Origin of the sequence: Streptomyces sp. NPDC019396 (genome assembly GCF_040632375.1) — a bacterium.
In the GTDB taxonomy this organism is placed as follows: Bacteria; Actinomycetota; Actinomycetes; order Streptomycetales; family Streptomycetaceae; genus Streptomyces.
On sequence record NZ_JBEYBS010000025.1, the window covers coordinates 59,147 to 74,181 of the forward strand.

General features: G+C 69.8%; 15 protein-coding genes. 13 read left to right on the plus strand and 2 right to left on the minus strand.

Going from position 1 to position 15,035, the window contains the following annotated elements:
- The first annotated feature begins 10 nt into the window (after positions 1 to 10).
- The 9 genes from ABZ532_RS25590 (at position 11) to ABZ532_RS25630 (ending at position 6,907) form a co-directional block, all read left to right on the plus strand.
- A complete protein-coding gene (locus ABZ532_RS25590; protein ID WP_361288217.1) occupies positions 11 to 445 on the plus strand; it encodes a gas vesicle protein in 435 nt (144 codons plus the stop codon).
- Positions 429 to 1,283: a GvpL/GvpF family gas vesicle protein gene (locus ABZ532_RS25595; protein ID WP_361288220.1), complete on the plus strand. Its 855-nt coding sequence runs from the start codon at positions 429 to 431 to the stop codon at positions 1,281 to 1,283. Before ABZ532_RS25590 ends, ABZ532_RS25595 begins: the two co-directional genes overlap by 17 nt.
- Positions 1,280 to 1,525, plus strand: coding sequence for a gas vesicle protein (locus ABZ532_RS25600; protein WP_361288223.1), 246 nt, complete (start codon positions 1,280 to 1,282; stop codon positions 1,523 to 1,525). The genes ABZ532_RS25595 and ABZ532_RS25600 overlap by 4 nt, the downstream gene beginning before the upstream one ends.
- Complete coding sequence (locus ABZ532_RS25605; protein WP_361288226.1) at positions 1,515 to 1,925, plus strand: gas vesicle protein K; 411 nt, start codon at positions 1,515 to 1,517, stop codon at positions 1,923 to 1,925. Before ABZ532_RS25600 ends, ABZ532_RS25605 begins: the two co-directional genes overlap by 11 nt.
- A gap of 80 nt (positions 1,926 to 2,005) precedes the next feature.
- On the plus strand, positions 2,006 to 2,416 hold the full coding sequence (locus tag ABZ532_RS25610) for a VOC family protein (RefSeq protein ID WP_361288229.1): 411 nt from the start codon (positions 2,006 to 2,008) through the stop codon (positions 2,414 to 2,416).
- 108 nt (positions 2,417 to 2,524) lie between these two features.
- The gene (locus tag ABZ532_RS25615) at positions 2,525 to 2,983 is read left to right on the plus strand and encodes an SRPBCC family protein (protein WP_361288232.1); all 459 of its coding nucleotides are present in this window, start codon (positions 2,525 to 2,527) and stop codon (positions 2,981 to 2,983) included.
- 145 nt (positions 2,984 to 3,128) lie between these two features.
- Positions 3,129 to 3,284, plus strand: coding sequence for a DUF6131 family protein (locus ABZ532_RS25620; RefSeq protein WP_361288235.1), 156 nt, complete (start codon positions 3,129 to 3,131; stop codon positions 3,282 to 3,284).
- Between the two features lie 398 nt (positions 3,285 to 3,682).
- Positions 3,683 to 4,615: a serine protease gene (locus tag ABZ532_RS25625; protein WP_361288238.1), complete on the plus strand. Its 933-nt coding sequence runs from the start codon at positions 3,683 to 3,685 to the stop codon at positions 4,613 to 4,615.
- Positions 4,616 to 4,831: 216 nt separating this feature from the next.
- Positions 4,832 to 6,907, plus strand: coding sequence for a DUF1996 domain-containing protein (locus ABZ532_RS25630; RefSeq protein ID WP_361288241.1), 2,076 nt, complete (start codon positions 4,832 to 4,834; stop codon positions 6,905 to 6,907).
- Between the two features lie 86 nt (positions 6,908 to 6,993).
- On the opposite strand, the gene ABZ532_RS25635 is transcribed toward ABZ532_RS25630, so the two are convergent.
- Complete coding sequence (locus ABZ532_RS25635) at positions 6,994 to 8,115, minus strand: mechanosensitive ion channel family protein (protein WP_361288244.1); 1,122 nt, start codon at positions 8,113 to 8,115, stop codon at positions 6,994 to 6,996.
- A 301-nt stretch (positions 8,116 to 8,416) separates the two neighbouring features.
- Between ABZ532_RS25635 and ABZ532_RS25640 the strand changes: the two genes are divergently transcribed.
- Positions 8,417 to 8,809: a DUF2267 domain-containing protein gene (locus tag ABZ532_RS25640; protein WP_361288247.1), complete on the plus strand. Its 393-nt coding sequence runs from the start codon at positions 8,417 to 8,419 to the stop codon at positions 8,807 to 8,809.
- Between the two features lie 21 nt (positions 8,810 to 8,830).
- Here ABZ532_RS25640 and ABZ532_RS25645 read toward each other — a convergent pair whose 3' ends face one another.
- The gene (locus ABZ532_RS25645; RefSeq protein WP_361288250.1) at positions 8,831 to 10,375 is read right to left on the minus strand and encodes a phosphatase PAP2 family protein; all 1,545 of its coding nucleotides are present in this window, start codon (positions 10,373 to 10,375) and stop codon (positions 8,831 to 8,833) included.
- Between the two features lie 183 nt (positions 10,376 to 10,558).
- On the opposite strand from ABZ532_RS25645, the gene ABZ532_RS25650 reads away from it, so the two are divergent.
- The 3 genes from ABZ532_RS25650 to ABZ532_RS25660 all read left to right on the plus strand — a co-directional run bounded on the left by ABZ532_RS25650 (position 10,559) and on the right by ABZ532_RS25660 (position 14,898).
- Complete coding sequence (locus ABZ532_RS25650) at positions 10,559 to 12,163, plus strand: SDR family oxidoreductase (protein WP_361288253.1); 1,605 nt, start codon at positions 10,559 to 10,561, stop codon at positions 12,161 to 12,163.
- 31 nt (positions 12,164 to 12,194) lie between these two features.
- Positions 12,195 to 13,568, plus strand: coding sequence for a deoxyribodipyrimidine photo-lyase (locus ABZ532_RS25655; protein WP_361288256.1), 1,374 nt, complete (start codon positions 12,195 to 12,197; stop codon positions 13,566 to 13,568).
- 82 nt (positions 13,569 to 13,650) lie between these two features.
- Positions 13,651 to 14,898 carry a DUF2993 domain-containing protein gene (locus ABZ532_RS25660; RefSeq protein WP_361288259.1) on the plus strand — a complete coding sequence of 416 codons (1,248 nt, stop codon included), beginning with the start codon at positions 13,651 to 13,653 and terminating at the stop codon, positions 14,896 to 14,898.
- Positions 14,899 to 15,035 lie beyond the last annotated feature (137 nt).

Sequence of the window (15,035 nt, forward strand, 5' to 3'; positions counted from 1 at the left end):
GGGTGTCACCGTGAGTGAACCGCTCGCCAATCGGCTCGGCTCCTATCCGTCGAGGGCGGCGCCGCCTTACGGGCAGGGCTCGTCCGCCAACCTCGCCGACATCCTCGAGCGGGTGCTCGACAAGGGCATCGTCATCGCCGGGGACATCCAGATCAACCTGCTCGATATCGAACTGCTCACCATCAAACTGCGTCTGATCGTCGCCTCCGTCGACAAGGCGAAGGAAATGGGGATCGACTGGTGGGAGCACGATCCCTCCCTCTCGTCCCGTAGCAGGGGCGAGAAGTCACTGGCCGAGGAGAACCGGCGGCTGCGGGCGGAGATCGAGGCCATGCGGCAGGGCGGCGAACCTCTTGAAGGATCTCCGGAGGAGTCGGAAGAGCCTCGGGCGGCACCCAGGACGGGCCACCCTCGAAGGAGCGCGCGCGATGACCGACCGGAGTGACCGGGTCTCCGGCGGTGCCGAGGCCGCGGATGTCACGTATGTGTACGCCGTGGCTCACCAGGTCGCCGGACTGGAGGAGGCTGTGGCCGCGCTCCGAGGGGTGGCGGACGCCCCCGTGCGTCTCGTCACCGGCACCCGGGAGGATGAACTGGTGCTCGTGGCCAGCCCGGTGCCCGCGCGGGACTTCCAGGAGGAGGCGCTCAAACGGCACCTGGAGGATCTGGAGTGGCTGGAGGCGGTGGCGCGAGCCCATCACGGCGTCATCGAGGCGCTGGCCGGTCGCACCACTGTGCTGCCCTTGCGTCTCGCGACGGTCTATCTCGACGACGCCCGCGCGCGGGGGGTGCTCGATGACGGCTGGGACGCCTTCGCCGAGCGGGTGCGCCTGCTGGCGGGCCATGTCGAATGGGGGGTCAAGATCTACGCTGACCCTTCGGCGGCCACCGTGGCCGCCACCGGCCCGGCCCCGTCATCCGGCCTCTCACCGGGGCGCGCCTACCTCCGGGACCGCAGGGAGCAGCGCAGTGCCCGGGACAGCGTCTACACGGCTGCCCAACGGGCCGCCGAGCGGGTCGAGGCAGCGGGACGCAGCCACGCGGCAGGCCGCGCCCGCCACCGTGTCCAGCAGGGCGTGCTGGCGGAGGCGAGGGGGGAGAACCTCGTCAACGACGCGTATCTCGTCCCCCTGGACCGTGCCGACGACTTCCGTGGCGAGGTGGCCCGTGCCGCGGACGGTCTCGACGGCGTCCGGGTCGAGATCACCGGCCCCTGGGCGCCGTACTCCTTCGCCACATCCCCCGACGCACCGGGCGAAGCGGCCGAAGGCGCCCACCCATGACCGAGCCCGAGCCTGTGCCGTACTCGGCGGTCGAGCCCTTGCCGGAGCGGCAGGTCGCGCTGATCGATCTGCTGGACCGGCTGCTCAGCGGGGGTGTCGTGCTCACCGGTGATGTGGTGCTGTCCATCGCCGACATCGATCTGGTGCGGATTTCGCTACGGGCGCTGATCGTCTCGATCAGTGCCGAGAACCCGTCGCCCTGGGCGACGGCTGCCGAGCCGCGAGGCGGTCATGAGCCCTGACGATGCCGGCGACGACGGGTCGGCACGGCGCTTCGACGAGGTCGCGGACGCCGCGGCCCGTGCCTTCCGGTTGCTCCCTGCCGTGCCCCGAGACCTCGGGCCCCGTGACTCCCGCCACCCGGCCGCACGCAGGATCAGCGCGGATCCGGACACCGTGGAACGGGATCTGATCAGACTCGTCCTCACCCTGGTGGAACTGCTACGACAACTCATGGAGCGACAGGCCCTCCATCGCGTCGACCAGGGAGACCTCACCGAGGAGCAGGAAGAGCGCCTGGGCGAGACGCTCATGGTCCTGCATGACCGGATGAGCGAGTTGTGCGCCCAGTACGGACTGACCATGGAGGACCTCAACCTGGATCTGGGCCCCTTGGGCACCCTGCTTCCGCCGTCCGACTGAGACGCGCTCACCCGGGTACGCGTCCGGCAGGCGGGGGACGGACGAACGGCGACGTTCGAATGACCAGGAGGGGACACCCCATGGCCGATTTCAGGACAGCGGTCCTCGCGCTCGACTGCGCAGAGCCGACAGAACTCGCCCAGTTCTATGCGGGGTTACTGGGGGGACGGGTGCGGCCCACCGACGATCCCGATCGGATCGAGGTCGTCGGGCAGGACGGCTCGGTGCTGGCGTTCCTGCGGGACCACGGCTTCGCACCGCCCAGCTGGCCCCGCCCTGAGGACTCCCAGCAGGCGCATCTGCTGGTGTACGTCGATCCCGGCGAGGTGGACGCGGCCGAGCGCGAAGCGGTCAGCCTCGGTGCCACGCCGGTGGACGCGAGCAATATCGGAGGGCCGCGGGAATCCCGGCTGCTGGCGGATCCCGCCGGGCATTCCTTCCTGCTGCTGGCGAGGAAGCCCGAGCCGGCGGCGGAGGGACCGTTCGGGTGAAGATCCACGGACGGCGATAATCCGGTGAGACCGGGGTAGCCGCCGAATCGGGTCCGGAACACGGCAGAGCAGCTGCCGAGGGGAAGGGCGCCGAAAGGAGGCACGGAGATGAGTCTGGTCAAGGAATCCATCGAGGTCGGTGTTCCCGTCAGCACTGCCTACAACCAATGGACGCAGTTCGAGGAGTTTCCGAACTTCATGGAAGGCGTCGAGGAAGTACGACAGGTGGACGACCGCCACAACCACTGGACCACCAGGATTGCCGGGGTCCGCAGGGAGTTCGACACCGAAATCGTCGACCAGCTTCCGGACGAGCGCATCGCCTGGCGCACGATCGGGGGAGAGACCCAGCAGATGGGCATGGTGCACTTCCAGCCCCTCGACGCGACGCGCACGCGTGTCGAGCTCATCATGGATGTCGAACCGGTGGGCGCGGCCGAGAAGACCGCGGCCATCGCCGGAATGATCGACCGGCGTGTCAAGGGCGATATGCGTCGCTTCAAGGAGTACATCGAACAGCGAGGCGGCGAAACCGGTGCCTGGCGGGGCCGGGTGGGCCCGCGCTGAGACCTGTCGCGCGACCCGGCACGGCCTCGTGGGGCACAACCGGTACCTGTCCGGATACGGTCGGCAGCGCCCTGGCTGGATCCGTTTGCCACGGCCAGGAGCGGGCAGTCGCGGTATAGGAGCACTCCAGGATCGGAGGAAGCAAATGATCATCCTCGGACTCATATTGCTCATCATCGGACTAGTGGCTGGCATCGGCATCCTCTGGACCATTGGCATCATTTTGGTCGCCATCGGCCTGGTGCTCTGGGTACTCGGCGCGGTGGGCCACGCGGTGGGTGGGCGAAGGCACTACTACTGACTGCTCGTCGGCCACCGAGTGCCCGCGCCGGCGGCACCCATGGGCCTGAGCCGGACGTGGCGAGCACAAGGGGTGCTCTCCTCAGCCGTACACGCAGCCGCCTCCCCCTCGGGGAGGCGGCTGCATGTCCATGGAAAAAGTTGCGAATCCCAGTGAACCTCTCTCGGTGATTCAGCGTCTGACGGAGTTCGGATAGTCAACTCCCGTCATTCCCCTCAATCCTGTGCGGCCTATTTCCGCGGGAACTCTTTGACGCGATCGGGTGAACTCCATTAGCGTTTCTCAACGTTGTTCCCGGGCAGGTCAGTTGAGCTCAGTACGGGTGTGTCTCGTCACCCGTGTACTGAGCATTTTCATGCCCCGGGAGTTCATTCACGTTGAAGTGGAGACAACCCCCCATGCGTCTTTCCCCATCCCGTCAGGGCGCCAAGCGTCTGGCGGCGGCTTCCATGGCCGCAAGCGCGGCCGTCGTCCTGATCGCGGCCGTCGCTCCGGCGGCCCACGCCGGCCAGCAGAAGCCTGCTTCCGGCGAGCCGAAGCCGGGCGCTCGCATCATCGGTGGCACCGAAGTGTCCAACGACGCGTACCCCTTCATGGCGGCGCTGCTCTCCAAGGGTTCGGGCAGCGCGCTGAAGCGCCAGTTCTGCGGTGGCAGTCTGATCAGCCCGGACGTGATCATGACCGCGGCCCACTGCGTCACCGGGATGGAGGCGAAGGACCTCCAGGTGGTGGTCGGCCGCACCACCCTGTCCAACTCCAAGCAGGGCCAGGTCAGAAACGCCCGGCCGTCGACGGGTGAGGGTGACCCCGGAGGCATCGTCGTCCACCCGCGCTATCTCAAGGGCAAGGAGGCGTACGACATCGCCTTCGTCCAACTCGACAAGCCCGTCAAGGGCATTGTCCCCATCAAGCTGCCGACCCTCGGCACCGACGCGCTGATACGCCCCGGCGCCAAGGCCGTTGTGACCGGCTGGGGCAACACCGACACCGACATGACCCACTACCCCGACCGGCTCCGCGAGGTGAAGGTGCCCCTGCTCTCGCACGACGAGTGCAAGGTCAGCTACCGCGAATACGACAGGAAGGTCAACGTCTGCGGAGGCGTCGAGGGCAAGGACTCCTGCCAGGGCGACAGCGGCGGTCCGCTGTTCCGTAAGGTCCCCGGCCGTCAGCAGCCCATCCAGATCGGCGTCGTCTCGTACGGTGAGGGTTGCGCCGCCCAGGGTGCCCCCGGCGTCTACACCTCCGTCAGCTCGTCGAAGCTGTGGGACACGCTGTCCGAGTCCCCGGAGGGCAAGAGCCTGAAGGAGAGGCTGAACCGGGGCCGCTGACCAGTCCCGCTCCCCTCGGCGAACCCGGCCTTTTCGTGCCTGGTGTGCCGCGTACGCCCCGACGGCGACGCGGCACACCAGGCACACCCGTATCCGGGATCGCCAGGAGTTTCTTTCCCGTTTGAACATCCCGCGCATCACTTCCGTACTTCTCTCGAAGCGGCGCTCTCGTCAGCGCGTGTTCACGGCCGACCGGCAAGGAAACATAGGAGCTCCATGGGACGCACAGTGCGGCGACGGTCCAAGCGGGGCAAACGAGCACTCGTTGCCTCGATCGCTCTCATGCTGGGCGGGGGTGGTCTGATCGCGGTCAACTCCTATGCCTCCGCCGGTGAAGGCAGTGGGCCCTGGCCCAGCGGATGGAACGGGGAACAGAACCAGACGCAGAGTGCCGGCGCCTCCGCGTCGACCATCAAGTGCCCCGAGGTGGCGAACGGGCTGCCCCAGGTGCCGGACGGTGCCCGGCAGGAGGTCGACCGTGAACTGGCCACGCTCGACAGCCAGATCACCGAGGCGTACCAGCGCTTCGTCAATGAGAAGGAGCAGATAGCCCGCGATCCGCAGTACGCGCAGAACGCCGTGCTCCAGCCGCTGAAGGACAAGCGCACGGCCGGTATCGAACGGATCGCGGTCGCCATCGGCCGGGTGGCGGGGGAGCAGCCCGAGGGTCTCGAGGCCATGGCCCCGTGTGCCCTCCAGGCCGATGACGCCGACACCGGCGACGGCGATCAGGACCAGAACGGCGATCAGGACGAGAACGGCGGCCAGGACCAGGGTGACGGCGGCCAGGGCGACGGCACCGGCGGTCAGGCCGGCAACGGTCCCGAGGCATCCGACTTCGTGGACATCCAGTCCGTCCAGCCGAACGTGCAGAACCCGCCCCAGCAGCAGGGTGCCTCCCAGGGCACCTTCACCACGGAGTGCGGCCGGAACGAGAACGGCAAGTTCAACCCGGACAACGTCATCGTGGCGCCTGGTGTGAGCAACGGCGCCCACCACATGCACGACTATGTGGGCAACCAGGCCAACGACGCCTTCGCCAGCGACGACGACCTCGCCAACGGGCAGACGACCTGCAGCGACCAGGGCGACAAGTCGACCTACTACTGGCCGGTGCTGCGCGTGCAGAACGGTCAGGACGAGAACGACGTCCAGGCCGACGGCGGCGGCAAGGACAAGAACGTCGGCGAGATCCAGACACCGTCCCAGGTGACGCTGAACTTCGTCGGCAGTCCGGTCAGCGAGGTCACCGCGATGCCGCGGTTCCTGCGGATCATCACGGGTGACGCCAAGGCGTTCGTCAACGGCAACGCCAACGCCAACGCCTCCTGGAGCTGCACGGGCTTCGAGAACCGCCAGCTCAAGGACAAGTACCCGGTCTGCCCCGAGGGCAGCAAGGTCGTGCGGTCGTTCAAGTTCCAGAGCTGCTGGGACGGCCAGAACACCGACAGCGCCAACCACCGCACCCATGTCGCCTTCGCCGACCAGAACGGCGCCTGCCAGAACGGCTTCAAGGCCATTCCGCAGCTCGTCCAGCGGATCGTGTACGACGTGCCGCCGCCGGTCTTCGACGGGAACAACCCGAGCGTCTTCGCGGTCGACTCGTTCCCCGAGCAGCTGCACAAGCCGGTCACGGACCACGGCGACTTCATCAACGTCTTCGACGAGAACCTGATGAACGAGGTGGTGAGCTGCATCAACGAGGGGCGCCAGTGCGGCGCCGGCGGCGATGCCGGAGCCCCTCCGGCGGGTGACGGCGGTGAGGAGCCCGGCGCTCCCGAGGAGCCGGGTGCCGGGGAGCAGCCCCAGGCCCCGGGCGGTGACGACCAGCAGGAGCCCGGTGCCCCCCAGGACCCGGGTGCGGGCCAGAACAACGGTGGCGGCGAGCAGCCCGAGGCCCCGGGCGGGAACGTCGAGCAGCCCGAGGCCCCGGGCGGGAACGTCGAGCAGCCCGAGGCCCCGGGCGGGAACGTCGAGCAGCCCGAGGTCAAGAGCAAGCCCGGCGCCGAGGCCGGCGCGGGCAACGCCGGTGACGGCAAGGACGCGGCCGCGGGACAGCCTGCAGGTACCGGCGCCGCCCCGGGCGCCGGTGCTGATGAGCAGAACGAGCCGGCTGAGCAGAACGTGCAGACGAAGCCGGTGGTCAACGCCGGCAGCCAGCCGCAGACGGGCGGTGGGCTCGCTTCGACCGGCGCCCAGCTGTGGCCGTCCGCGGCCGGAGCCGTGCTGCTGATCGCCGGTGTCGTGCTGCTGCGCATGCGTGGCCGTGGCGAGGCCGCACGCCGGCGCTGACGGCGTCTTTCAGCCACTCAGCCCTGGCCGGACCCCCAACGGGCCCGGCCAGGGCTGACGCATGTCACCTGAGATCCCCTGTGCCCTCACACCGGAGGAGCCGTGGGAGCGCCGTGCGCGGGCAGGGACGTGGGCGCGTGCCCAGCCTGCTCGGTGGAGCGCTGGTGGGGGATCTGCAGCTCCCCCTGCCCCATCGAGATGGTCCGCATCGGAGCGGGAATGCTGATGCCCTCGGCACGGTAGCGCCGGTGCAGCCGCTTGATGAACTCGTGCTTGATCCGGTACTGGTCGCTGAACTCGCCCACGCCGAGGATCACCGTGAAGCCGATGCGCGAGTCGCCGAACGTGTGGAAGCGGATGGCCGCTTCATGGTCGGGCACACCCCCCTCGACGTCCGCCATGACACTCTCGATGACCTCCGTCGTGACCTTCTCCACATGGTCCAGGTCGCTTTCGTAGCCGACCCCCACCTGGACCGTGAGCGTCATCTGCTGCTCCGGACGGTGGTAGTTGGTCATGTTGGTCCCCGAAAGCTTGGTGTTCGGAATGATCACCAGGTTGTTGGAGATGTGGCGCACCACGGTGTTACGCCAGTTGATGTCGACGACATAGCCTTCTTCGCCGCTGCTGAGCCGGATGTAGTCGCCGGGCTGGACGGTCTTGGAGGCGAGGATGTGTACGCCCGCGAACAGGTTGGCCAGGGTGTCCTGAAGGGCCAGTGCCACCGCGAGACCGCCCACGCCCAGAGCGGTGAGCAGCGGGGCGATGGAGACGCCCAGGGTCTCCAGGACCACGAGGAATCCCATGGCGATGACCACGACACGGGAGATGTTCACGAAGATCGTGGCCGATCCGGCGACTCCGGACCGGGACTGTGCCAGGGCCTGCACCAGCCCGGCCACGATCCTGGTTGCCGTGAGGGTCGCTGCCATGATGAGCACCGCGGTGAGCACCATGGTGACGTTGCGCCCGACGGAAGCCGTCAGCGGCAGCACCGACGCCGCCACCGCCGCTCCTCCGGTGACCGCCGCCCACGGGGCCAGAGCGCGCAGGGCGTCCACGAGGATGTCGTCGCCGCCCCAGCGCGTCCGGCTCGCGCGTACCCCGAGCCACTTCAGGACCAGGCGCAGTAGCAGCGCCGCGCCGATGCCCGCGACCAGCGCGATTCCGGCGACGATCAGATCATGCGGGGTGAGGTCCCGGTTCAACGGGCCCCTCCCGTGGCATCGGGGAGTGTGCGCACAGCGGTGGATGCCGCTGTGGTCCGGATGTGATGTCTCGTCACCTTGCCACCTGTGGGTTCTGGGAGTGCGTCGTACGGTCACGCCGAGACTCGGGGAACCAGCGGCTCCGACTCGACGCGATCTGTCATCCTGCCGCACGCCGTGGGGATCCGTCAGAACGCCCCCTGGCAGGGGGCCGCATGCGGGTGACAGGGCGTGTAGCCCATCCCGGGCCGGGTAGCGGGGGGTGCATGCCGCCGCAGGGCGGCCACGACAAGGAGCGGACATGAACATTCCGTTGGAAACGCTGCTTGATCAGGTGCAGGAACGAGGCCGCTACACGCTGCGGCAGGAGGCAGCACATGCCACCGAGATCGTCCTGGACGTCCTGGGAGCCCATCTGGTGGGCGATGACCGCGGCGATCTCGCCCGTCTGCTGCCGAAGCAGTGCGGCCCGCTGCTGACCGCCGGCGAGCCCGCCAGCGAGCCGCTGACGCCGCGCGGATTCATCGAGGCGGTGGCGGCCGGCGGCCCCGGCGACTTCGCCGAGGCCCGCCGTGCCGTCACCGCCGTGCTCGGCGTCGTGGCCGAGACCGCCGACGACGCCCTGCTGCGGCGCATCCTCACCCAACTCCCGCCCGGTCATGCCGGGTTGTTCGGCCGGATGGAACCGATCTGAGGAGTCGGCGGTGACGCTGAGTCAGTCCGCCACAGGGCGGTACACCGTCAGAGCCTCGTCGAGCTTGTCGATCAGAAGGGACGACGGCGCGGGCACGACCTCGCCGTCGTACGCCATGCTCGTGCCCTCCGGGAGGTCCGTGATCAGCAGCCGCCGCGGCCGCGCCGAGGCGTACAGCCTGGTCCGGGCCAGCCCGCCCGCGACAGCGGTGGCCAGCAGCCTGGTCCGGGCGAAACGCCCGCCGTGCGCGATGCGGACGTCGAGCAGACCGTCCGACAGATCGTGGCGCCGCGCCGGAGCCATACCGAGGCTGCGGTAGGCCCCGTTGCCCGCGAACAGCAGCCAGATGGACCGGGCCCTGCCGTTCACCTTGGCGCGCAGCGGACGTGTCGTCCGCAGCACCTGGAGCACCGCGATCACGGCGGCCGGAGGTCCGCCGACGCGCGGTGACCAGTGCTCCCGGATGCGTACGAGTTCCGGATAGACCCCGATGCTGAAGGTGTTGAGGAAATAGTGCGGCTCCTGTGCATCCGGCCCCACGGTCCGGTGCTCGGGGAACCGTCCGTCCGCACCCGTGGCGGCCCTGACCCGGCCGACATCGGCCCGTACGGCGCTGCCCGCCTCCACGGCGGCGCAGGCGACCGGGATCGTGTCGGCACCCAGGTCCGCCGCGAAGTGGTTGAAGGTGCCGCCGGGCAGCACGGCGAGCGGGACGTCGAACCGGAGCGCGCACTCAGCCGCCGCGTTCACCGTGCCGTCTCCGCCGCACACTCCGAGTGCGCCACCGGACTCTGCAGCGGACTTCGCGGCCTCGGCGAGCACGTCGGGCAGGGGGCCGGCCTCGGGCTCGTAGACCACCACGCGGGCCTGCGGCAGCGCGGTCCTCAGCTGGCGTACCGGGTCGATCAGCTGCGGCTGGGCCCCGGAGGACGGATTGACGACCACGGTGAGGCCCTTGCCCTCAGGAAGTGCCGGGGCGTCGGCCCGCGGCCTGGCCGGTGCCGGGAGCTGCGAGCGGGAGGGAACCAGCCCCCGCACGGCGTACGCCGCCCCCACCCCGAGTGCCGCGCCGACCAGCACATCGCTGGGGAAATGGACACCCGTGTAGACGCGGGAAAAGGCCACGGACGCGGCGACCGGGGCCAGCGCCGCGCCCCAGCCCCGCGATTCCATGGCCACACCGGTCGCGAACGCGGCGGCGGAGGCCGAGTGCCCGGAAGGGAAGGAGCTGGTCACGGGCTGGTGCGGCAGATGCCGGATGATCGGCACGTCGTCCATGAGAGGCCGGGCGCGCCGCACCGCCCCCTTGGCCAGGGTGTTCACCGTGGCCGACGCCAGCGCGAGCGACGCCACCCCGCGCACCGCGGCCCGCCGCCCCCGCACCCCGCCCAGCGCCCAGATCCCGGCACCGATGCCGAACCACAGCAGCCCGTGGTTGGCGCTGCGGCTCAGCCGCGGCAGCACCGGCTCGGCCCCCGGCCAGCGGCGCTTGGCGACCGTGCCGAACAGGGCCACGTCCTTGGCGTGCAGGCGCTGTCGGATCTTTCCCACCCGGAGTGTGTTCATGGGCTCCCCATACCCAGCCGCCGCGTTTCCACCACGCTCGTTCACCCGTCGTGCCTGTTCACGGCTGTTCACGCCCGTTAACGCCCGCACGGGTGCATCCGGGACGGCACCGGGAGCCGAATCAGTGAGAGGACACGGCAGAGGCAGCGGGAACAAGACAGGTACAGCGAGGACGGAGGCGCCATGAGCGGCGAGACCCACAGGGACATGCGGCGACCGCACTGCCTGGTGACAGGCGCGACGGGTTACATCGGGGGACGGCTGGTGCCCGAGCTGCTGGCGTCCGGCTACCGGGTGCGCTGCATGGCCAGATCCCCCGGCAAGCTGCGCGACCAGCCCTGGGCAGGCAGCGTGGACATCGTGCGCGGGGACGTGACCGACGAGGACGCGGTCGGCGCCGCGCTCGAGGGGGTGGACATCGCCTACTACCTCGTCCACGCGCTGCGCACCGGGCGCGGGTTCGAGGACACGGACCGGGAGGCAGCCAGGATCTTTGCGGAGCGCGCCGGCGCGGCCGGAGTACGGCGCATCGTCTACCTGGGCGGACTGACCCCGGCGGACGTTCCGGCGGCCGAGCTCTCACCACACCTGCGCTCCCGCGCCGAAGTGGGAGAGATCTTCCTCGGGTCCCAGGTCCCCGCGACCGTACTGCGCGCCGCGGTCATCATCGGTTCGGGCTCCGCGTCGTTCGAAATGCTGCGCTACCTCACCGAACGCCTGCCCGTCATGGTCACTCCGAGCTGGGTGAGCACCCGGATCCAGCCGATCGCCGTCCGGGACGTGCTGCGCTATCTCGTGGGCAGCGCGGGGATGCCGGACGAGATCAACCGCGCCTTCGACATCGGCGGGCCCGACGTCGTCACCTACGAGGAGATGATGCGTCGGTACGCGGTGGTGGCCGCCCTGCCGCGGCGCCGCATCCTGCGGGTGCCGATGCTGACCCCGCGCCTCTCCAGCCATTGGATCGGTCTGGTCACCCCGGTGCCGCCGTCCCTCGCCCGGCCGCTGGCGGAATCGCTGCGCCATGAGGTCGTCTGCGGCGAGCACGACATCGCGCGGTACGTCCCCGACCCGCCCGGTGCCCCGATCGGCTTCGACGAGGCACTCGCTCTGGCCCTGCGGCGGGTACGCGAAGCGCAGGTGACCACCCGCTGGTCGTCCGCCACCCTGCCGGGAGCCCCGAGCGATCCCCTGCCCACCGATCCGGACTGGGCCGGGGGCAGCTTGTACACGGACAGGCGTGCGCTCGCGGTCGACGCCTCCCCGCAGGCGCTGTGGCGGGTCATCGAGGGCATCGGAGGCGACAACGGCTGGTACTCGTTTCCGCTCGCCTGGGCGGTGCGCGGCTGGCTCGACCGGCTGGTCGGCGGAGACGGGCTGCGGCGCGGCCGACGGGACGCGGCACGCCTGCGGGTGGGTGACTCGCTGGACTTCTGGCGGGTCGAGGAGATCGAGCCGGGCCGGCTGCTGCGCCTGCGCGCCGAGATGCGGCTGCCGGGGCTGGCCTGGCTCGAGATGTACGCCGAGCCCGCCGAGGGAGCGGAGACCGGGCGGTCCCGCTACCGGCAGCGGGCGCTGTTCCACCCGCACGGTCTGCTCGGACACCTGTACTGGTGGAGCGTGTCCCCGTTCCACGCCGTTGTGTTCGGTGGGATGGCACGCAACATCGCCAGAGCCGCCGTACGCACAAAAGCCGACAGCACAGTCGGCACGAACACAGAGCCCGCCAGGAACACAGAGCATGCCGAAAACACAGAGCACCCCAAGAACACGGGAAGCACCGGGTGAACACCTCCATCACGCTCCAGGGAGTGGCCTCATGACCGCCGCGGTCGTCCTCTTCACCGCCGACCTGCGCCTCCACGACCACCCGCCTCTGCGCGCGGCCGCCTCTTCCTGCGACGAAGTGGTGCCGCTGTTCGTACGCGACCGCACCATCGAAGCGCTGCGCTTCTGCGCCCCCAACCGCCAGGCGTTCCTCGCCGACTGCCTGACGGACCTCGACCGCGGGCTGCGCGAGCGCGGCGGTCGGCTTGTGGTGCGCTCGGGTGAGGTCCTCGAGGCGGTCTGTGCGGTGGCGCGCGAGGCGGAGGCCCGCGAGGTGCACATGGCGGCCGGTGCCAGCGGCTACGCGCACGCCCGCGAGGCCCGGCTCCGCAGGGAGCTGGAGCGGCAGGGGCTCCGGCTGGTCGTCCACGACGCGGTCGTCAGCGCGCTCGGCGCCGGTGCCGTCGTGCCGTCGGGCTCGGACCACTTCGCCGTCTTCACGCCGTACTTCCGCCGCTGGTCGCAGCAGGAGATCCGGGGCACCCTCGGCGCCCCCAGGGCGCTGCGCGTGCCCCGGGCCGTCGGTTCGGACGCCGTCCCCTCACGCGAGGACGTCGAGGGGGTCTCCCCGGGGCTGGCCCGCGGTGGCGAGGAGGAGGCGCGCGAACTCCAGAACGCATGGCTGCGGAGTGGGGTCTCGCGCTACGCCGAGACGCATGACGATCTCGCGGGTGACGCGACCTCCCGGCTGTCGCCGCATCTGCACTTCGGCACGCTTTCACCGGCCGAGCTCGTGCACCGGGCCCGCAGCGCCGGGGGCGAGGGCGCGGAAGCGTTTGTACGGCAGCTGTGCTGGCGGGACTTCCACCAGCAGGTGCTCGACGCGCGGCCGCTCACCGCCGCCCATGACTACCGGACCCGGCACGACCACTGGCGCTCGGGGAGCAGTGCCGAGGAGGAGACACAGGCGTGGAGGGAGGGCCGGACCGGCTACCCGGTGATCGACGCGGCCATGCGCCAGCTGCGCCACGAAGGGTGGATGCACAACCGCGGGAGGCTGCTGACCGCGAGCTTTCTCACCAAGACCCTGTACGTGGACTGGCGGGTCGGCGCGGCGCACTTCCTCGACCTGCTGGTCGACGGGGATCTCGCGAACAACCAGCTCAACTGGCAGTGGGTGGCGGGCACCGGTACGGACACCCGGCCGAACAGGGTGCTCAACCCGCTGCGGCAGGCCAGGCGCTTCGACCCCGACGGCGCCTATGTGCGCCGCTGGGTACCCGAACTCGCCGGAATCGAAGGCCCTGCCGTACACGAACCGTGGAAGCTGCCGGCCGATGAGCGGGCGGGGTACGACTACCCCGAGCGGATGGTCGCCCTGGACGCCGGGCTGGAGCGGTTCCGCAGGGGCCGCGGCATCGAGTGAACCGTGACCCTGCGGGCGGCGAAGCGGAGATCACATCATCTGAAGTTGCGTTCGAGGGCGGTGCGCATGATGGGATGAGCTGATGCGACCCCCCACACGCATTACCGCGCATCCCCGCAACCCGTATGAAGAGCTCGCTCAACTGGCCGACCCGGAGCCCGAGTTGGACGAGCAGCTGCCGTATCGCGGTCGAGTGACTCCCGCCGCGCCGGGAATCCGCCCGCACGAGGGCGACGAGGAGGAGTGGACACCTCCCAACCACCGGGGCCGGAGCCGGCTCGCGGCCGTGCCGGTAGTGTTCAAGCTCGCCGTCGCCGCCGTGGTGTGCGGGATGCTCCTCGTCCTCTGCGACCGGCTGTCGGTGGCCTACGCCGAGGACAAGGCCGCGGAGAAGATCCAGCAGTCGCTCGGTGGGGGAGCCCGGCCCGAGGTCGACATCAAGGGCTTTCCGTTTCTCACCCAGGTCCTGCGCCAGCGGATCGACAGGGCCGATGTGACCGTCCCGGACGTGGCGGCCGACAAGATCTCGATCGCCGAGGTGCACGCCACGGCAGAGGACATCCGGATCGTCGGAGATCTGCCGACCGCCGTCGAGGGCGCGGTCGTCGACCGCATGGACGGCGATGTCCTGCTCTCCTTCGACGATCTGAACCGTGAACTCGGCGCATCGCGAGTGAGGTTCACCGAGACCGGCTCCGGTGGCATCCGGATCGCCGGATCGCTGCCGGTCGCCGGGCGGGATGTCAGTCTGCGGGCGCAGGCGTACATCCGCCAGGACGGAGACCGGGCCGTGTCCACCACGGTCGAGGACATGCGCCTCGATGTGCCCGGTCTTTTCACCTACCGCCCCGGAAAGGACCCGAAGCGCTCCGGCCTGCGCCTCCACGCCGAAGCCGCGGAGCGCATCAGCCGTGAGGCGGCCCGCGCCAAGGCCCTGCTGGCGCTGCCCGTGGTGGCCGAGCGTCTCGGCATTCCCCGCGCGCAGATCGAGCGTGCCCTGCGCAGTGAGGCGGAGCTGAGCGAACTCACCGGCTCGCCCCGCTTTCTGAGGCAGCTGATGAAGGTCAACCTCGTCGATGTGGTCATCGACCATCCCTGGCTGCTGGAAAAGGCCGGAATCGACCCCAAGCTGATCGGCTCACTGCTGAAACTGAAGCCGCCGCAGATTTCGGAAAGCCTGTCGCTCTCCTTTGAGCTGCCGAAGGCCGCGACGGGTGACATACGCCTTCGTGGTATCGCGGTGGAGCCCGAGGGAATCCGCGCCGACCTCACCGGAAGCGGGCTGACGTTCGGCGGCAAGCAGCGGCGGGAGAAGGGCGACGCTCGCTGACGCCGCGCGCCGTTCACCCCGCCGGGCCGTGCCGTGGGAACGGCTTCGAGCGCACCCAGGTAAAAGGATACGATTAGCGTAACTCTCGTGCGGACTTCGGCCTTTCGGCTGATAGTTTCGCAGTGATTCAGAATGCG